The 18,247-nt window shown below is 68.6% G+C and carries 15 protein-coding genes; 8 read left to right on the top strand and 7 right to left on the bottom strand.

The annotated features are described in order from the left end of the window. The 7 genes from VGD28_RS18100 to VGD28_RS18070 all read right to left on the bottom strand — a co-directional run bounded on the left by VGD28_RS18100 (position 1) and on the right by VGD28_RS18070 (position 8,706). Positions 1–1,356, bottom strand: a complete 1,356-nt coding sequence (locus VGD28_RS18100) for a pectate lyase (RefSeq protein ID WP_331029754.1) — start codon at positions 1,354–1,356, stop codon at positions 1–3. Between the two features lie 68 nt (positions 1,357–1,424). Beyond that, positions 1,425–2,690, bottom strand: coding sequence for an outer membrane beta-barrel protein (locus tag VGD28_RS18095; protein WP_331029753.1), 1,266 nt, complete (start codon positions 2,688–2,690; stop codon positions 1,425–1,427). Positions 2,691–2,701: 11 nt separating this feature from the next. Further along, on the bottom strand, positions 2,702–3,262 hold the full coding sequence (locus VGD28_RS18090; RefSeq protein ID WP_331029752.1) for a polysaccharide biosynthesis/export family protein: 561 nt from the start codon (positions 3,260–3,262) through the stop codon (positions 2,702–2,704). A gap of 88 nt (positions 3,263–3,350) precedes the next feature. Then, positions 3,351–4,637, bottom strand: a complete 1,287-nt coding sequence (locus VGD28_RS18085; protein WP_331029751.1) for an O-antigen ligase family protein — start codon at positions 4,635–4,637, stop codon at positions 3,351–3,353. Continuing rightward, positions 4,634–5,476 (bottom strand): sulfotransferase, encoded by an 843-nt coding sequence (locus VGD28_RS18080; RefSeq protein WP_331029750.1) that lies wholly within the window; start codon positions 5,474–5,476, stop codon positions 4,634–4,636. The genes VGD28_RS18085 and VGD28_RS18080 overlap by 4 nt, the downstream gene beginning before the upstream one ends. A 13-nt stretch (positions 5,477–5,489) precedes the next feature. Further along, positions 5,490–6,725, bottom strand: a complete 1,236-nt coding sequence (locus VGD28_RS18075) for a DegT/DnrJ/EryC1/StrS aminotransferase family protein (protein WP_331029749.1) — start codon at positions 6,723–6,725, stop codon at positions 5,490–5,492. A gap of 1 nt (position 6,726) precedes the next feature. Next, the gene (locus tag VGD28_RS18070) at positions 6,727–8,706 is read right to left on the bottom strand and encodes a nucleoside-diphosphate sugar epimerase/dehydratase (protein ID WP_331029748.1); all 1,980 of its coding nucleotides are present in this window, start codon (positions 8,704–8,706) and stop codon (positions 6,727–6,729) included. A gap of 358 nt (positions 8,707–9,064) precedes the next feature. On the opposite strand from VGD28_RS18070, the gene VGD28_RS18065 reads away from it, so the two are divergent. From VGD28_RS18065 to VGD28_RS18030, 8 genes are read left to right on the top strand one after another with little or no spacing between them, the layout of a single operon-like run. Beyond that, positions 9,065–10,318, top strand: coding sequence for a glycosyltransferase family 4 protein (locus tag VGD28_RS18065; RefSeq protein WP_331029747.1), 1,254 nt, complete (start codon positions 9,065–9,067; stop codon positions 10,316–10,318). After that, entirely contained in the window at positions 10,315–11,559 is a 1,245-nt protein-coding gene (locus VGD28_RS18060; protein WP_331029746.1) for a glycosyltransferase, read from the top strand. Before VGD28_RS18065 ends, VGD28_RS18060 begins: the two co-directional genes overlap by 4 nt. Next, a complete protein-coding gene (locus VGD28_RS18055; RefSeq protein WP_331029745.1) occupies positions 11,556–13,307 on the top strand; it encodes a sugar transferase in 1,752 nt (583 codons plus the stop codon). Before VGD28_RS18060 ends, VGD28_RS18055 begins: the two co-directional genes overlap by 4 nt. Next, positions 13,279–14,187 (top strand): formyltransferase family protein, encoded by a 909-nt coding sequence (locus VGD28_RS18050; protein WP_331029744.1) that lies wholly within the window; start codon positions 13,279–13,281, stop codon positions 14,185–14,187. Before VGD28_RS18055 ends, VGD28_RS18050 begins: the two co-directional genes overlap by 29 nt. Continuing rightward, positions 14,184–14,870, top strand: coding sequence for a PIG-L deacetylase family protein (locus tag VGD28_RS18045; protein WP_331029743.1), 687 nt, complete (start codon positions 14,184–14,186; stop codon positions 14,868–14,870). Before VGD28_RS18050 ends, VGD28_RS18045 begins: the two co-directional genes overlap by 4 nt. After that, positions 14,870–15,886, top strand: coding sequence for an ATP-grasp domain-containing protein (locus tag VGD28_RS18040; protein WP_331029742.1), 1,017 nt, complete (start codon positions 14,870–14,872; stop codon positions 15,884–15,886). Before VGD28_RS18045 ends, VGD28_RS18040 begins: the two co-directional genes overlap by 1 nt. Beyond that, entirely contained in the window at positions 15,883–16,590 is a 708-nt protein-coding gene (locus VGD28_RS18035; RefSeq protein ID WP_331029741.1) for an HAD family hydrolase, read from the top strand. The genes VGD28_RS18040 and VGD28_RS18035 overlap by 4 nt, the downstream gene beginning before the upstream one ends. Then, positions 16,587–17,849, top strand: a complete 1,263-nt coding sequence (locus VGD28_RS18030; RefSeq protein WP_331029740.1) for a glycosyltransferase family 4 protein — start codon at positions 16,587–16,589, stop codon at positions 17,847–17,849. Before VGD28_RS18035 ends, VGD28_RS18030 begins: the two co-directional genes overlap by 4 nt. Positions 17,850–18,247 lie beyond the last annotated feature (398 nt).

Raw genomic sequence — 18,247 nt, 5'->3', positions numbered from 1 at the left:
CTATCGCACCGGCCGTCCCGCCAGCCGCGATTCGTGCGCATGGTTCAGAAACTCCTCTAGATTGGCCCAGCCATTGCCGTCCGCATCGCCCCAAGCGTCGTTGCGCGCGGGATCGAGACCGCGGCGGCGCTCCCAGGCGTCGGACATACCGTCGCCGTCCGCATCGGCATAAGGCTCGCCATCCCGCAGCGCGGGCAGCACGCGATTGTCGCGGCCGATCTTGCCGGTGCGCGACCGGACTTCGTCGACGATCCGCGCATCGATCGCATCGCGCGGAAAGGCTCCTGCCCCGTCCAGCACCCGCGCATAGGCGGCGCGCGCATCCAGCACCGCGCTTTCGAGCGGGCAGACCGGCGCACCGACGAACGCCTCCGCGGCGATCGGCGCGAAGATCACGCGGTCCCCGTCGATCACATTCCTCGTCTGATAGATACGCGCCGGGCCGCTCGAGCCGACCAGCGGCCGGTCGATGGCATAGGCGCGTCCGGCAGTGCTCGGGCCCTGGCGGTAATAATTGCCGACGATGTTCACGGGGGTGCCGCCATAGCTTTCCCACACTTCGGTGAACTGGGAGCTGGCATTGTAAAGCACGTTGTTGATCACCTCGACGCAGGAGCCAGGGGGGAAGTTCACGTCCGGATTGCGGTCGCCATTATGCGCGCAGAGGTTCCGGACGAAGCTCAGCCGTTGCGGGCCCTTGGGATCGCTCGACAGCAGCGCGCATTTGTCGTGCCGCGGCACGCCCTCGGCAAAGATCGACCAGGAAATGGTGATCGTGTCGTTGCCGCCATAGCCGCCGACATTCTCGTCCAGCGCCCAGGACGCGCTGACATGGTCGAGGATCACGTTGCGGCTGTTCTCGATGATGAACGCGCTGTTGGCGCCGCGCTGCTCGCCCGGCCGGTCGGTGCGCACGCGGATGTGGCGGACGACGACGTCGTGGGTGTTCTTCGCGACGAAGGGCGTGAAGGCATTCTCCCCGCCCGAATGGGTGATCAGGATGCCGTCCCCCGGCGCGGTCTCGCCGGCGATGGTGATGTCCGGGTTGACGATGATCGGGCGTTCGCGGGCATAGCGGATGATACCGGCCACCCGGAAGACGCAGACGCGCGGACCCGCCGCCTCGATGCACGCGCGCAGCGAGCCGGCGCCTTCATCGGCCAGCGTGGTGACCTGGATGATCCGCCCGTCGCGGCCGCCGCGGGCAAAGCGGCCATGTCCCTCCGCACCAGGGAATGCCGGCCGGTCCCGCTGCGCGATCGGCGCGAGCCGCCGCTCGGCGATCGGCTCGTCCTCGGCCGCCTCCTGGCACGCCGCGGTGGTCGAGCAGGACAGAGCGATTGCCAGCATCGCCATGCCCCTGCGCCTGTGGCCCGGGATATGAGGGCGGCGATCCTGGTTATGCATGAGCTTTCCTATGGTCTTCAAAAGCGGGCGCGGATCCCGGCCTGCAGCTGGGCGCGGGAGAATCGATCGAGGCGATCGCGGGCGGTGCGCCGCGCATAGTTCGCGCCGACGAAGAGCGAGAAGGCGCGGTTGACCAGATACTCCCCCTCCGCCGCCAGGCTCCATGTATTCAACGTGTCCGCGCCCACACCGCGATACTTGCTCTGCGTCCATCCGGCACGGCCGCTGAGCAGGACGTTGTGATAGGCTTCCTGATCGATGCGCAGCGCGATGCGCGTGTCGGTCCGCCCGGTCGCGCCAGCGCGCGCAGTGGCGACGTCGCCACGGAAGAGCTGCGCGGTCACCGCGGTGCGCGCGCGCGGATTCCAGGTGACGTCGCCGCTCAGCGCAAAGCCGGTATAGCCGTCGAGCGCCGCGTCCTCGGGATCGAAGCGGAAGACGCCGGCGCCGACCCGGCCGCGCAGCCGCGGGCTCACCTCGCGGCTCACGCCGGCGAGAAACCCGTAGGTGGTGGCGTCGCGGTTGACGCCGCTCAGATCAACCGCGGTGCGGAAGTTGCGGCGGTTGACATAGGCTTCGGCGAAGAACGCAACCGGCGCGGCCGGCCGCCAGGTGGCGCGCGCCGAACCGCGCCACATCATGAAGTCGCGATCCTGCTCATTGGGATCGAGAAAATCGAGCTTCTGGACGCCGCCGGTCAGATTGAGGCGCAGGCGCGAGCCGTTCAGCGCATAGCCGAGTTCGCCCATTAGGATGTTGATCTTGCGCGGCCGGAGCAACAGGCTCGCCCGCGCCTCGGGGTCTGCCCGGCTCTCGATATCGCGATCGAACCGCATCTCGCCGGACAGGACATGCTCGCGCGCCGGCGCGATCCGTCCCGACACCGCAGCGCCGAAGCTAGTCGCGCTTTCCCGCCCCTGGTCGAGATAGCGCCGCGTATCGGCATAGGCCTCGCCATGCAGCTCGGCATTGGCGCCGCGCCAGTCGATCTCGACGCGCGGTCGCGCTATCACCGCCGCGTCCCCGGTCGCGGCCGTCGAGGTCGCATAGACATTGCTGTCGTACAGCGCCGCGACTTCGACATCGATCCGGATTTCCGCGGGGCCAACGTGGGTGCTGCGGCGTTCATATCCCGGCCGCGGCAGATCGAGCGGCGATGCGCCACGCCGGGCCTGCTGCGCGCCGGCAAGCGGAGTCCCCGCCAGCAGGATCGCGATCAGCGGCAGCGCCCGGAAACGTGCCCGTCCCGCCCGCCCGATCGAAGCGGATCGACGCTTCGCCATCATCCGCCCCCTCAGAACCAGGCTTCGGGAATTTCGATGGTGTCGCCGGGCATGATCACCGAATCGGCGTTCAGCCTCGCCTTTGACGTTGCGCCGCCGTTCGACCGGTTGACGAGGACGACGCCCTTTTCGGCACGGAAGGTGTACCCGCCGGCGATCGCGACGGCGGTGAGCACGGTCATCCCGGGCACATAGGGATATTGGCCGGGCCGCTGGACCTGCCCGAGGATGAAGAAGGGCCTGTATTTCTCGACCTGCACGCTGACATTGGCGTTAGGCGCCAGATCGCGCGTGCGCAGCACGCCGGCGATTTCGGTCTCGAGCTCCGGCGCGGACTTGCCGACGACGCGCAGCGTGCTCAGCATCGGGAGCGAGATGGTTCCGGCGTCGCTGACCGTGTAGCTTCCGGCCATCGCGTCGAAGCCATAGACCGCGACCTTGATCGAATCCCCCGGCCCCAATGTGTAGCGGTCGGTCGACCCCGCGGTGGCGATCGGCAGATCGGAATAGCTGTTCGAGCATGCCGCCAATGGCAGCGCGAGCACCCCACTCAATAGCGTTCGGCGGTTCACGTCAGTTCCCCTTCAGATGCGACGCCAGTTTACCGGGACAACCTGTCCATTGGTGAACGCATGGTGGGCAGCGCTCGCCCCAAAAGGGTTAGCTCCGCCGGGCCGATACGCGACTGGCCGGGGGACGCGTCAGCGCGATTCCGAGTGCCAGGATCAACGGCACCACCCAACTGCGCGCATACATGTGCGGCGCGGCGTTGGAGAAGATCAGGAACGGCAGCGTCACCGCGATGACCAGCGCCCCCGCAGCGCGGTCGGCGGCGAAGCGCCGCACGGCGATCGACAGCGGTACGAACATCATGATCAGCCAGCCGAGCAACGAAAGCACCCCACCCTCCGCCCATGCGAGCAGATAGATGTTGTGAACGGGCGCACGATCGACGCTGACGACGCGGTACTGATCCACGCCGAGTCCCACCAGCGTCGTATCACCGACGATCTCCCATGCCTCCTTCACCAGCTCCATCCGGCCCGAGAAGGTGCCGGCCCGATTGATGTCCCCCTGCTCGAGCGCAACCGCGACGCGGTTCTGGAACGCCGTCGGAAGGCCGACGCCGGTCGCGAGCATCACACTGGCCAGCGCAACGATGCCGAGCAGCATGCCGATCGATCGCTTACCCCAGTCGAGGAACAGGAAGGCGAGGATGCCGATCGCAGCGCTGGCAAAGCCGGTGAACGATCCCGACAGCAACAGGCCGGAGCAGAGGATGCCCAGAATGGCAAAGGCGGCGATCGTACTCATCCGCCGGATCCGCGCGAGATAGAGCACGAACGGCGTGGTCATCGCGATCATCGCCGCGTTCCAGTTCGCATCGGCCATGAACGCGCCCAGCCGGTGCGCGCCGGTGACGAATTCGAAGCCGAACTGCTTCGCCTGCGCATAGGATCCGCCAGTCGAATAATAGACGATCGAACCGAACAGCTCCATTGCGGCAACGCCCGCAACCAGCGCGATCGCGGCAAGGACGAGCGATCGCCGGCGCTCGCGCAGCAGCAATGCCGGCAGCAGCGCGAAGGCGAAACCGTACTGGCCGGCGACAATGACCCAGCGTAGCGGATCGCCGTTGACGAGGCTGCCGATGAAGAAACCGAGCAGCAGACCGGATAGTCCCAGCATCCAGATCGCCCACCAGCCCTGCAGCGGACGGACCGCGATCCCGCGCCCGGCGAGCAGCAGCACCGCGGCGAGGCAGAACAACGCGTCGCTGAAGGTGAACAGATAGGGCGGCAGCACGCGCCAGACGACGTAGGGCGCAAGGAAGACGGCGAGCAGCAGCACAGGCCCGGCCAGCCGGAGCATCGCATGGTGATAGGGCGTGCGATCCTGATCCTCGGCGACCCAGGCGGGCGACGCGATGCCGCTATGGCTCGTCATCGCACGGCCGGTGCCGGGTCCGTCCAGGCGCCGAGGTCGCGCCCCAGCGTCCGTGCGAGCTGATCGATGTCGTCGCGGTAGAAATCGGCAAGCCGCTTGCGCGTGTCTTCGGACAAGGGCGGATAGTCGATCGGGCGTGCGACCAGACTCCGCGCGCCCTCGAAGAGGCGATTGCCACGCAGCGGCGCGGCAAGCCGCTTCACCGGCGCAGGCAGCCGCCGCAGCGCGAGCGGGAGCAGCGCTGACGCCCCATCGTTCACCCGCTGCTCGGTCGGTGCGGCATGCTCGTCCGGCGGAAGGCCCAGCATCCGCAGCACGTCGGCCGTCACCGCCGCCGGATCGCGCCTGATCTCGTCATGCAGGATGACCTTCATCTGCTCGGCGGGAAAATAATCGAGGAAGCGGCGAATGTGCCGGCCGTACAGCCCGCCCTCGAGGAAACGCCGCTCCGGCGCGCGCGCGCCGTCGAGATGGCGGTCCACATCGCCATCGACCTGGCCGCGGCGAAACAGCATGCAATAGTCGGAATAGGCGCGCTCGACCGGGTTGCGCAGCTGGGCGATCAGCTGGACGGAGGGAAGCAGCGCGGCGATCCGCGCAGGCGTCTCCGGGCAGGCGAGATAGTCCGCGGACTTCTCCGCCACCAGCTGACCCGGGCGTGCATCGGCGAACAGCGAGCGATACCATATTTCTCCCCGGTGGAACTCGCGGCTGAAATAGTGCGGCTCGGGCCCCGGCATGCAGACATCGGGGCGCGTGCGGAGCTGCTGGGCGATCCATGTCGTCGCCGCCTTGATGGCCCCGATGACGATCAGTTGCGGTAGCGGCGATGAGTCCATGATTGCCCCCTCGTCAGGCGGTGGCGCGTTCGATCACCGATGCGACGATCGCCCCCATCCGCTCGACCGTCTCGTTGTCGAGCGTCGGATCGACCGGCAGCATCATGCTGGTCTCGCCCAGGTTTCGGGAAACGGGCAGCGGATTCAACGGTACGGACGGGCTACCGACAAAGGCCTGCTCGCGGTAGATTTCGGGGCAGCTCCCGGTGCCGCACGGCACCCCGGCGGCGATGCACTCGCCGACGATGCGATCGCGCGTCCAGCCCGGCCTGAGCCGATCGGGGCGCACAAAGGCATAATATTTGTAATAGGCGTGACGGACGTTCGACGGCGGCAGCGTGAGCCGCACCGCCGCGAACGGCGCCAGCGCGGCGTTGAGGATTCGCGCATTGCGCTGGCGCGCCTCGATCCACCCGTCGAGCTTGCCGAGCTGGCACAGCCCGATCGCGGACTGCATCTCGGTCGAGCGATAGTTGCTGCCGAGGCTGCCGTGCAGCCAGCGGAAGGTGCCGGGCGCGCCGATCGCCGCGCCGGCATGCGGCGACTTGCCGTGATCCTTATAGGCCCAGGCCCGCTCCCACACCGCCTGGTCGTGCAGCACGAGCATGCCGCCCTCGCCGCCGGTCGAGATGATCTTGTCGGTGCAGAAGGAGAAGGCGGCGGCATCGCTGCACGACCCCACCGGAAAGCCGTCATGCATCGCGCCATGCGCCTGTGCGCAATCCTCGATCACCACCAGCCCCAGCGCGCGGGCAAGGACCATGATTTCCGGCATCGCGACGGGCCAGCCGGCGAGATGCACCACGATGATCGCGCGAGTCTGCGGCGAGAGCGCGCTCGCGATCGTGTTCGCGGTCAGAGTCTGCGAATCCGGGTCGATATCGGCAAAGACGGGAACCGCGCCCACCGCGGCAACGCAGCTTGCGGAAGCCATGAAGCTTCGCGCGGGCACGACGACCTCGTCGCCCGCCCCGATGCCGAGCGCACGCAGCGCAAGCTCCAGCGCCAGCGTGCCGTTCGCCACCGCGATCGCGTGGGGGGCTTGCACGCGCTCGGCAAAGGCCTGCTCGAATGCGCGGGTCTGCTCGCCATGATGCAGCGCGTTCACCTTGCCGCTGCGCAGCACCGCGGTGACGGCGGCGATCTCGTCCTCGCCATGGACCGGCCAGCGCGAGCGGATATGGCCGCCGGGAACGGGTGCGGGATGGCGCGGCCCCAGACCTGCGGGGCGGGCATGGGCGGTGGCCATCTCAGCCGGCCTGCGCCATGAGCGCCGGCCGGTCCGCCACGACCGCCGCCATTTCGCCTGCCGGCGCAGGCTTGCGGTCGAGCAGGCGCGTCGCGATCGTGAAGCACGCGTCGTCATCGCCCTCCTCGCTGGCCCGCTCGAGCGCATCGAACGCCTTGTTCAGGATCCGCAGGGGGATCGGGCGCGGCTCCGCCTCGAACACGCCCGGGATCGAGGAGGGCAATCGTGCCTCCTCGATATCGAACAGCTCCTCGTAGAGCTTCTCCCCCGGCCGCAGCCCGATGATGTCGATGCCGACGTCGATCTCCGGGTCCAGCCCCGCGAGCCGGATCATGCGGCGCGCGATGTCGATCACCCGGATCGGCTCGCCCATGTCGAGCACGAAGATCCGGCCGTGGCGCACGCCGTCGCGCAGCCCGCGCGCCGCGCTTTGCAGGACGAGTTGAACCGCCTCGTGCACGGTCATGAAGAAGCGCTCGATCTCGGGATGGGTGACGGTCAGTGGCCCGCCGCGGCTCAGCTGGCGCTGGAACAACGGGATCAGCGACCCGCTCGACCCGAGCACGTTGCCGAAGCGAACGGTGATGAACCGCGGCGCATCGGGATCGTCGCGACTCGCGAGGTCGAGCGCCTGGCAATAGAGCTCGCCCAGCCGCTTGGTGACGCCCATGAAGCCGACCGGATTGACCGCCTTGTCGGTCGATACCTGCACCATCGCCCGGACGCCGTGGCTGCGCGCGGCGTCGGCGACGTTGCGCGTGCCCAGCACGTTGGTCTGGATGCCGGCGGCCGGGTGCATCTCGACGAGCGGCACATGCTTCAGCGCGGCGGCATGGAAGACCAGCTCGGGACGATGCTCGGCGAACACCTGCATCAGCTGGCGGCGCTGGCGGATCGAGCAGAGCACCGGCGTGCACGGCACCTGAGGGTGGCTTTCCCGCACCTCGAGATCGACGTCGTAGAGGTTGAACTCGTTCGCATCGAGCAGGACGAGCCGGGCGGGCGCGAAGTCGGCGATCTGCCGCACCAGCTCGCGCCCGATCGTGCCGCCCGCGCCGGTGACCAGGACGCGCCGCCCGGGGATCATGCTCGCCACCGCGGGACTGTCGAGCACCGCCTGCGGCCGCCCGAGCAGGTCAGCGACGTTGAGGAAGCGGAAGTCGAGGCTGGCGCCCGGCTCGGGCGCGAAGCCGATGAACCCGGGACGATAGGCGATCTCCAGCTCCAGGCTCTGCGCCTGCGCGATGATGTCGACCATCGCCATCCGCTGCAGGCGCTCGACCGGGCCGGCGAAGATCAGGCACGCGGGACGCGCACCCTTGGCGGTGAGGCTGCCGACCACGCGGGCGAGGTCCGCAGGGCGCCCGACCACCGGAACGCCGCGCACGCGCGCGCCGGTATGCGCGCCGGTCTCGTCGAGGATCCCGACCGGGCGGAAGGCCGCGTCGGCATCCCCTTCGAGCTGCCGCAGGAGCTGCACGACATCGTCGCTCGATCCGAACAGCAGCGCGGCAGGTTTCGCATGCTCCGGGTTCGCAGCCGCCGCAGGCGGGTGGAAGCGCCCGCCCAGATACTCGGCGGCAAGGCGCCGCCCCATCCGCGCGCCCCCCATCAGCACGACCAGCACGAGCCATTGGATGACCGGGATCGAGCGGGGCAGCCACCCCGCTCCGCCGATGACGACAAGGAGCAGGACATAGCCGAGGACCGCAATGGTCGCCGCCTTGACGACCTCGAACACCTCGTCGGTCGACGAATAGCGCCAGACCCGCCGGTGCAGCCGCATCGCGGCAAAGGTCGCGAGCGCGACGGCGACGAACAGCGGCAGCGCGGCCCGGTGCTCCTCCAGCGCCTCTCCGGCGCGCAGCGAACCGACGCGAAGGCTGATCGCGGCCACCAGCGAGATGGCCGCGATCGTCCCGTCGATCAGGTAGATGAGTGCCGCACGGATCAAGGACGAGGATCGGTGTTCCAGGGTCATGGCCATTGTTCCGTCGCGAGGCGGGTGCCGGCTGCGGGATTGCGCCCGACCCCCTTGGTCAGGAAAAGCTAACGCTGAAGCGAGGGAGCAATAAGCCGGGCATAGAGATTGCGTTCTAAAGGACAGGGCCATCGCCTTTTGGTCCGCCGGCTACCCCTTCGCGATCCTGTGCAGGCAAAAGAGGGGCATCGTCCGGTCGCTCCCCTAGCCCGGGCGCGTGCCGCGATCAGTCTTGGGGGTTAGCCGAACCTTTCGGCCAGCGGCGGTGATTCCTTTGGGCAGTGTCCGAAGTTGCCGTAGTGAGCATGCCCACGATGCGCGACATTCCCTGCTTGCTTGAACAGGGGCCACCCGATCGATGCAGATCGAGCGACGAACCAGCGCCATCGCCAGCACCACCCGCGCGCAAGGCGCCGCCACGCTTCAGACGCGGAGCGGCGGCCACCCATTCCATCCGCCGCATCCGCGGCGCACGCGGATCTGCTTCCCCTTTGCCGGCGGGCTGATCGGGGGCAGCCACGTCTCGGCGCTGAAGCTCGTCCAGTCGCTCGAAGGGACCGAGTTCGAGCCGATCGTTCTGCTGCACAACCTCGAGGGGCCGCTACGCGGCTTCGTCGAGAGCGCCGGCATCCGCTTCGAGCTTGCGCCGCCGGTCCATGTCTGGCGGCCGGGCGATGGCCTCGCGATGCGCAGAATCGCCCGGACGCTTCCCGATACGCTGCGCATGCGCGCATTCCTGAGGGCGCGCGACATCCGCATCGTGCACACGAACGAAGGCCCGATGCACGCGACCTGGGCATTGCCCGCGCGGCTCGCGGGCGCGGGGCACATCTGGCACCACCGCGGCAATCCCCGTGCTCGCGCGCTGCGCGTGCAGGCGCCGCTGCTGGCGAGCCGCGTTCTGTGCGTCTCGAACTTCGCGGCACCCGCGCCGGGGCTTTGGTCGGCGTTGCGCAAGTCCTCTACCGTCTACAGCCCCTTCGATACCGCGATTGCGCAGACCGACCGTGAGCGCGCGCGCGCGGCGCTCAATGCGCGGCTGGGCATCGGCGCGGAGACGGTCGTGCTCGCCTTTCTCGGCCAGTTTGCCGAGCGCAAGCGCCCGCTCGTCTTCGTCGAGACGATCGCAGCGCTGCGCCGCGCGCGGCCCGAGCTTCGCCTGGCCGCCCTCATGTTCGGCGAGGAGTTCGAGCCGGGGATCGAGGCACGGATTCGCGCGCGGATCGACGCGCTGGGCGTGGCAGATCTGGTCCGCATGATGGGCTTCCTCCGCCCGATCGAGCCCTGGCTCGCAGCCAGCGACATGCTCGTGGTCCCGGCCGTGGAGGAACCGTTCGGGCGCACCTTGATCGAAGCGATGCTGCTCGGCACGCCGGTCGTGGCGGCGGCGTCGGGAGGAAATCTCGAGGCGATCCGCAATCGCGGCACCGGGCTTCTCGCGCGCGCCGACGACCCCGCCGACCTCGCCGCGCACGCGCTGGAGCTGATCGATCATCCGCAGCTGGCGGACACGATCGCGCATCGCGCCCGGCAGGAGGCGTTGGCGAAGTTCAGCGTCGAGCAACACGTCAAAAGGGTCACTGCCATCTATCGGGAGGTGCTCGCAGCATGATTGAGACCGCTTGCCACACCGGCTCTGCGATGCCCGGCCTCGTGCAGCACGTCACCACCAGCCTCGACGTCGGCGGTGCGCAAGCGATGCTCGTGAAGCTGCTCGAGGCCAATGCCGCCAAGCGCCGGTGCGCGCGGCCGGCCGTGCTTTCGCTGATGCGGCCCGGCACCTTCGCGCAACGCCTGCGTCAGACCGGCTGCCCGACCTATACGCTGGGCATGGCGCGCGGGATTCCCGGGCCGGTCGCGACGCTCCGCCTGCTGCGGATCACGGCGATGCTGCAGCCCGACATTCTCCAGGGCTGGATGTACCACGGCAATCTCGCCGCGAGCGTCGCCAGCCTCGCCGCCGGGCGGAAGGTCCCGGTGTTCTGGAACGTGCGCCACTCGCTGGCCGACCCGATGGTGGAGAAACGCAGCAGCCGCGCGCTGTTCGCGCTCAGCGCGCGCCTCTCCCGATCGGTGCAGGGCATCATCTACAATTCGCGCACGGCCGCCAGGGAGCATGCGGCGATCGGCTTCGATCCGTCGCGCGCGATTCACATCCCCAACGGGTTCGATCTATCGAGCTATCACCCGCATCCGGTCGCGCGCGCGCGGCTGGAGATGCTGTTCGGCCTCCCCGCAGGGGGCATCCTGGTGGGCATGGTCGCGCGCAATCATCCGATGAAGGATCACGCGATGCTGGTCCGCGCGATCGCCCGCGCGCGCTCCGCCGGGCACGACCTTCGCCTGCTCCTGGTCGGGCCGGGAATGGACCGGCCCGATGCCGGGCTGGCGCGAGCGATCGCGGAGTGCCTGCCCGAGGGGACCGTGACGCTTGCCGGGGAACGGACCGACGTCGCCGACTGGCTGCCCGGGCTCGACCTGCTGGCGCTTTCCTCCGCCTGGGGCGAGGCGTTCCCCAACATCCTGGGCGAAGCGATGGCGTGCGGGGTGCCGTGCATCGCCACCGATGTCGGCGACAGCGCCTGGGTGGTCGGCGAGAGCGGACTGATCGTCCCGCCGCGCGATACCGAGGCGATGGCGGCCGCGCTGGAGCAGCTGGCCGGGCTCGACAACGACGCCCGGCGAAGCCTGGGCGCCGCGGGCCGCGCGCGCGCGGTCGCCAATTTCGATATCAACGACATCGCCGTCCAGTATCGCCGGCTCTATGCCAGCGCGGTCCAGCGGGCGACGCGCGACACCGCGCCCGCCAGCGCGAGCACGCTGGCCCGCGACGCCGGGATGAGCCAGCTATGAAGGTCCTCGTCCTTGCCAGCCTGGCCTATTCGCTGGTCAACTTCCGCGCGGCGCTGCTCCGCCAGATGGTGGCCGAGGGGCATGAGGTGGTCGCCTGCGCGCCGGACGAGGACGCGGCCACGATCGCCGAGCTGTCGGCGATGGGCGTCCGCTTCACCCCCGTGCCGATGGATCGGGCGGGAACCAACCCGTTCCGCGATCTTGCGACGCTGCGCGCGCTGATCCGGACGATCCGGCGCGAGGCCCCCGACATCTGCCTCGCCTATACCCAGAAGCCGATCATCTATGGCGGCATCGCCGCGCGGATCGCCGGCCGCGGCACCCGGTTCTTCGCGATGGTGAGCGGATTGGGGCATGTCTATTCGGAAGACCGCCCCGCCAGCTGGCCGCGCCGGATGCTGCGCCGGGTGACCTCCGCGCTCTATCGCGTGGCGGTCGCGCGCGCGGCCGGGATCTTCGTCTTCAATGCCGACGACGCTGGCGAGATGTGCCGGCAAAGGATCGTCGGCCGCGGCCGCAGGATCGTCCAGGTTCCCGGCTCCGGCATCGACACGGGCAAATTCCCCCACGTCCCGATCCCCGACGGCCCGCCCGTCTTCCTCCTGGTCGCGCGGCTGATGCGCAACAAGGGGATCGGCGAGTTCATTGAGGCAGCGGCTTGCGTCCGGGGCCGCTATCCCGAAGCACGCTTCCGGATCCTCGGTCCGCAGGAATCGGGGCCGGCCGGCTTCACCGCGGCGGAGATCGACGCGTGGCGCGCGCAGGGAATCGAGTATCTCGGCGCGACCCGCGATGTGCGCCCGCATCTCGCGCAATCGAGCGTGTTCGTGCTCCCCAGCTGCTACCGCGAGGGGCTGCCGCGCACGATCCTCGAGGCGCTGGCGACCGGCCGGCCGATCGTCACAACGGACACGCCGGGCTGCCGCGAGACGATCGTGCCGGGCGAGAACGGGCTGCTCGTCCCCCCGCGCGACGTTCCGGCGCTTGCGGACGCGATGGAGCAGCTCGCCGGGGATCCGGAGCGGGTCCGGTCGATGGGCGCGCATTCGCGGCAGCTGGCGCAGCAGCGTTTTCGCGTCGATCGGGTCAACGAGCAGCTGCTTTCGGAAATGGGCCTGCTCGGCACGCCGCCCGAGCCGGGCCAGCGGCACGCGTTGAGCGACCATCGGCTTGCCGAGCGCGTGCTCGCGGCGGTCGCGCTGGCGGCCCTGACGCCGCTCATGCTGCTCGTCGCCGGCGCGGTCGCGATCATGCTCGGGCGCCCGGTGCTGTTCCGCCAGCGCCGCGCCGGTCATGGCGGGCGGGCGTTCGAGCTGGTCAAGTTCCGCTCGATGGCCGCTGCGCCTGGGCAGCCGCTGCCTGACGAAGCGCGCCTCTCGGCCTTCGGCAGGCTGCTGCGGCGCACCCGGCTCGACGAGCTGCCCGAGCTGTGGAACATCGCGCGCGGCGAGATGAGCTTCGTCGGTCCGCGGCCGCTGCTTCCCGAAACGGTGGCGGCGATGGGACGGGCCGGGGCGCGGCGCGGGCTGGTGCGGCCGGGACTGACCGGGTGGGCGCAGGTGAACGGCAACGCCCTGCTGAACGATGCCGACAAGCTCGCGCTGGACCTCTGGTACGTCGACAACCGCTCGTTCGCGCTGGACGGCAAGATCGTCCTGCGCACCTTCACCATGCTCACGCGCGGCGAGCGCATCAGCACCCACAATATCGGAAAAGCCTATGCGCGCGTTGCTGATCGGCGCGGTTGAGGGCACGCGCGTCGCCGCCGACGCGATCGCCGGGACGCCAGGCTGGCAGCTCGCCGCCATCGCCACGCTGACGCCCGAGCTGGCCGCGCGCCACTCCGATTTCGTCGATCTCGCACCGGTCGCCGCGCGCCACGGCGCGTCGCTGCTGCAGGTCGCCCAATGCAATGCGCCCGCCTTTCTCGAGCAGATGCGCGCCGTCGCTGCAGACATCGTCTTCGTCATCGGCTGGTCGCAGATCTGCGGTCCCGAATTCCGTGCCGCCGCGGGGGCGCGGGTGGTCGGCTATCACCCGGCGCCCCTGCCCCGCCTGCGCGGCCGGGCGGTGATTCCATGGACGATCCTGCTCGACGAGAAGATCACCGCATCGAGCCTCTTCTGGATCGATGACGGCGTCGACAGCGGCCCGCTACTGGCCCAACGCTTCTTCCACGTCGCGCCCGGCGAGACCGCGGCAACGCTCTATGCCAAGCATATGGCCGCGCTGGACACGATGCTGCGCGAACTGCTTCCGCGGCTCGCACGCGGCCCGGTTCCCGGAGACCCGCAGGAAGAGGCGATCGCGACCTGGGCAACCCGCCGCCGCCCGAGCGACGGGCGGATCGACTGGCGCGATTCCGCCGAGCAGATCGAGCGGCTGGTGCGCGCGGTCGGCCGCCCCTATCCCGGCGCGTTCACGGACGCCGCCGCCGGCCGCATCACGATCTGGTCCGCGCGCGTCTGCGCCTGTGCCGCACGCCAGCATGCCAACCCCGGTCAGGTCGTCCTGCGCGACGCCGAGGGCTTCGCCGTGCGGTGCGGCGACGGGCGCGCGCTCCATGTGCTCGACTACGAAACGTCGCGCGAACCCGCGCTCCATAGCGTGCTGGGAGCCAATGCATGATCGGGCGGCTGGCATCCATGGGGACCGTACTGGTGATCGCGCCCCACCCGGACGACGAGATTCTGGGATGCGGCGGCACGATCGCGCGGCTCGCCGCGGCGGGCCATGACGTCCATGTCGCGATCGCCACGCGGGGCGCGCCGCCGCGCTATCAGGAGCAAGAGGTCGAACGCGTCCGGCAGGAGGCAGCCGCCGCGCACGCGCTGCTCGGGGTCACGCGGACTCACCATCTCGATCATCCCGCCGCCGAACTCGATCGTGTCCCTCACGCGGAGCTCAACGCGACGATGGCAGCGCTGCTCGAGGCGGTGAAGCCGGACACGCTGTTCCTGCCGTTCGTCGGCGACATCCATCTCGATCATCAGCTGATCTTCCGGTCCGCGCTCGTCGCCGCGCGGCCGCGCGACTGGAGCTATCCCGCCAGGCTCTACGCCTATGAGACGCTGTCGGAGACGAACTGGTCGGCGCCCTATGTCGAGCCCTGCTTCACGCCGAACGTCTATATCGACATCCACGAGACGCTCGAGCGCAAGCTCGAGGCCTTCGCCTGCTATCGATCGCAATGCCGCGCCTTTCCGAACGAACGTTCGCCCGAGGCGCTGCGCGCGCTCGCCATGCTCCGCGGCGCCACCGTGCACCGGCGCGCGGCCGAGGCATTCCTGCTCATCCGGGAGGTCATGTGATGCACCAGCTCGTTGGAGACCATGCGCTGGATATCCCGCCGATTGCGGGCCACGACCGGCAGCTGACGATGCTGCTCTGTTCGGCCGGCCGGCGCGTCGGCCTGTTGCGCGCGTTCCGGCGCGCTGCCGCCGATCTGCAGGTCGATCTGCGGATCATCGCCTGCGACACGCAGCCCGAATGGAGCGCCGCCTGCCGCCTTGCCGACCTGTCGGTGCAGGTCCCCCCGGCGAGCAGCCTAGATTACGTCCCGGCCATCGAGGCGATTTGCCGCGGCCACAATGTCGGGCTGGTCGTGCCCACGATCGACCCCGAGCTGCTGCCGCTCGCCGAAGCGCGCGCGCGGCTCGCGGCATCCGGCACGACCGTCGCGGTGAGCGCGCTTCCGGTGATCGAGATCTGCCGCGACAAGCTGCAAACCGCTACCTTCCTTGCCGAGCACGGGATTCCGGTCCCTCGGACGATGGACATGGCGGAGGCGGATCCGCGGCGCTGGAAGGGTCCCGCGATCGTCAAGCCGCGGCACGGCAGCGCCGGGCGCGCGATCACCCGTATCGACAGCCTCGACGCGCTGACCGGCACCGAAGCCGAGCCGATGATCGTGCAGGAACTGCTCGAGGGCGAGGAATGGACGGTCAACCTCTATTTCGACGGTGAAGGCGCCCTGCGCTCGGTCGTGCCCCATCGCCGGATCCAGGTGCGCGCCGGCGAAGTTGAGAAGGGCGTGACCGGGCGGCCGGAGCAACTGATGGCGATCGCCGAGCGGATGGCTGCCTGCCTGCCAGGGCCGCGCGGCGCACTTTGCTACCAGGCGATCATCGCCGCGGACGGCTCCGCAAGAGTATTCGAGATCAACGCGCGCTTCGGCGGCGGCTATCCCCTCGCCGACTATGCCGGCGCCCGCTTCGCGCAATGGCTGATCGAGGAAAGGCTCGGGCTTCCCAGCACGGCCGCCAACGCATGGACCGCGGGAGTCGCGATGCTGCGGTTCGACGACGCGATCTTCGTCGCGCCATGAGCATCACGATCGCCTTCGATCTCGACGACACGCTGTATCGCGAATGCGATTATGTGCGCAGCGGCATCCGCTCGGTCGATGCGTGGGTGCAATCGCGGATGGGCGTGCGCGGTTTTGGCGCAACGGCAATCCGGCTGTGGAATGCGGGCCGGCGCGATACGCTGTTCGACGCGACGCTGGACGCGATGGGCGTTCCCGGCGATCCGGCGACGATCGCGGCGATGGTTGCCGTCTATCGTGATCATGTCCCGCGCATCCGGCTGACGCCCGATGCCAGCGTCTTCCTCGCGAGCGACCATGGTTTCGCCCTCGCCCTGATCAGCGACGGCTTTGGCACCGCCCAGCGCCGCAAGGTCGCCGCTCTGGAGCTGTCCCGCTACGGCTTCGATCCGATAATCTACACGGATGATTGGGGCGCGGAATATTGGAAGCCGCACCGGCGCGCGTTTGAGGCGGTCGAGGCGGCGCATCGCGGGCGATCGCACCGGTTCGTCTATGTGGCGGACAATCCGGCCAAGGACTTTCTCGCGCCCCGTGCGCTCGGATGGGCGACCGTCCAGATCGATCGGGCCGATGCGGTTCATGCGCGAACGCCGCCCAGCGAACGTCATCGCGCCGACACGCGGATCCGCTCGCTGCGCGAGCTGACCCGGCGGCATGTCGAGGATTTGCTGGAACCCGTTTCCGCAAAGCTCCACGCATGAAGGTGGCATTCGTCCTGTCGGCTCTGGGAGCGGGGGGCGCCGAGCGCATCATCAGCTGGATCGCCGGCACGGCGATCGCCCGCGGATGGGACGTCACCGTCATCACCTTCGACGCACCCGAAGACCCAATCTTCCACCAGCTCGATCCGCGTGTGAAGCTCCTTCGCCTGGCGTTGCCTGCGGGGGGGCGTGGGCTGACGCCTTTCGTCACCGCCGCCCGCCGGCTGCTCGCGCTGCGGCGTGCACTTTCCGGCAAGCGGTTCGACGTCGTGGTGTCGTTTCTGATCAAGATCAACGTGCTGACGCTACTGGCCATGCTCGGCAGGCGCACCCCTGTCATCGTCTCTGAACGCAACAATCCCGATCTTCAGCCGGCGCACGCCCTTTGGCACGCCCTGCTGCGCCGCCTCTATCCCCGTGCCGCGGCGATCGTGATGTTGACCGCACGCGGCAAGGCGCGGCTGCCGATCGCAGACAAGTCGCGGGTGAGGGTCATCCCCAATCCCATCCCCTCGCTCGCCTTCCACCCGCGGCAGGAGGGGCCGCCGCAACTGGTGGCGGTGGGCCGCCTGACCGATCAGAAGGGTTTCGACCTGCTGATCGAGGCGTTTGCCCGCATCGCCGGCCGCTTTCCCGATTGGAACCTCCTGATTTTCGGCGAGGGCCCGGAGCGGCCGCGATTGGAGGCGATGGTCCCGGAGCATGGCCTGCTGGACCGCGTCTTCCTCCCCGGCAACACCGAACGGCACGGCGAATGGATCAGCGCCGCCAGCCTGTTCGTGCTCTCGTCGCGCTACGAGGGCTTCGCCAATGTCGTTGGAGAAGCCATGCGGGCCGGGTTGGCGGTGGTGGCCAGCGATTGCGACTTCGGCCCCGCCGACATGATCGAACCGGGCGTGAGCGGCATCTTGGTTCCACCAGGGGATGTTGCGCAGCTCGCCGCCGCACTGGAAGAGGTCATGTCCTCGGGGACAAGGCGCCGGCAACTGGGTGCCAACGCCATCCGGCGTGCCCAACTCTTCGACGAGCACATCATTCTCGACTCCTGGCTGCGTCTGATTGCCGACCCGCACGCCGCACCGATCGACGGAATGGTTGAAGGCGTGAAAGCGGAGCACCGGCAATGCCTGGACAATGCCTCGCCCCTTTCGGACCGGCTGCTAGCGGCTGCTTCTTTTCAAGACATTCCGGGGAGCACCCGAGGGTCCAATGGCTCGGCATCGCTGCAGGATGCAAAAAGGAATGGCGGCTCATGGTAAAGCCGCCATCCGAGTGCCGAACACCGCGGCGCGCAGTGTTCAGGTCGCACTCAAGGCTAAGCTTTGCCTGAAGTGAATCAAACTGCGGGATTCTACTAACGCAGTTGAGTTTCAGGTTGATTTCCAGGGACAGAAATTCACTCAAAGATATAGGTTAATTCATAGCGCCCGGAGCGGATGTTCGCCTGGCCCCACGCCACCCGGAAACGAAGGGCCGCGTTCCATATCAGCTTGGGAGATATTCCGCCTTGACTGATCTGGAGCCTGCCCCGTTCTGGAATAGGACATACTGTTTACGATAACATCTTCATACATTTTAAACTATGATATTTTCTATTCCGGATTTGAATATATATCCCCACATTAGGGTCGCCCCAATGAATGCGAAGTAGTCCACT

This window comes from Sphingomonas sp. (assembly GCF_036402235.1).
GTDB lineage: Bacteria > Pseudomonadota > Alphaproteobacteria > Sphingomonadales > Sphingomonadaceae > Sphingomonas.
This window is presented reverse-complemented; position numbering and strand designations above follow the sequence as displayed.

Coding starts and splice junctions, on each gene's coding strand:
- VGD28_RS18075 (WP_331029749.1), bottom strand. CDS start 6,725: ATGGCCACCGCCCATGCCCGCCCCGCAGGTCTGGGGCCGCGCCATCCC.
- VGD28_RS18040 (WP_331029742.1), top strand. CDS start 14,870: ATGCACCAGCTCGTTGGAGACCATGCGCTGGATATCCCGCCGATTGCG.
- VGD28_RS18070 (WP_331029748.1), bottom strand. CDS start 8,706: ATGACCCTGGAACACCGATCCTCGTCCTTGATCCGTGCGGCACTCATC.
- VGD28_RS18085 (WP_331029751.1), bottom strand. CDS start 4,637: ATGACGAGCCATAGCGGCATCGCGTCGCCCGCCTGGGTCGCCGAGGAT.
- VGD28_RS18030 (WP_331029740.1), top strand. CDS start 16,587: ATGAAGGTGGCATTCGTCCTGTCGGCTCTGGGAGCGGGGGGCGCCGAG.
- VGD28_RS18060 (WP_331029746.1), top strand. CDS start 10,315: ATGATTGAGACCGCTTGCCACACCGGCTCTGCGATGCCCGGCCTCGTG.
- VGD28_RS18055 (WP_331029745.1), top strand. CDS start 11,556: ATGAAGGTCCTCGTCCTTGCCAGCCTGGCCTATTCGCTGGTCAACTTC.
- VGD28_RS18065 (WP_331029747.1), top strand. CDS start 9,065: ATGCAGATCGAGCGACGAACCAGCGCCATCGCCAGCACCACCCGCGCG.
- VGD28_RS18095 (WP_331029753.1), bottom strand. CDS start 2,690: ATGGCGAAGCGTCGATCCGCTTCGATCGGGCGGGCGGGACGGGCACGT.
- VGD28_RS18045 (WP_331029743.1), top strand. CDS start 14,184: ATGATCGGGCGGCTGGCATCCATGGGGACCGTACTGGTGATCGCGCCC.
- VGD28_RS18050 (WP_331029744.1), top strand. CDS start 13,279: ATGCGCGCGTTGCTGATCGGCGCGGTTGAGGGCACGCGCGTCGCCGCC.
- VGD28_RS18080 (WP_331029750.1), bottom strand. CDS start 5,476: ATGGACTCATCGCCGCTACCGCAACTGATCGTCATCGGGGCCATCAAG.
- VGD28_RS18035 (WP_331029741.1), top strand. CDS start 15,883: ATGAGCATCACGATCGCCTTCGATCTCGACGACACGCTGTATCGCGAA.
- VGD28_RS18100 (WP_331029754.1), bottom strand. CDS start 1,356: ATGGCGATGCTGGCAATCGCTCTGTCCTGCTCGACCACCGCGGCGTGC.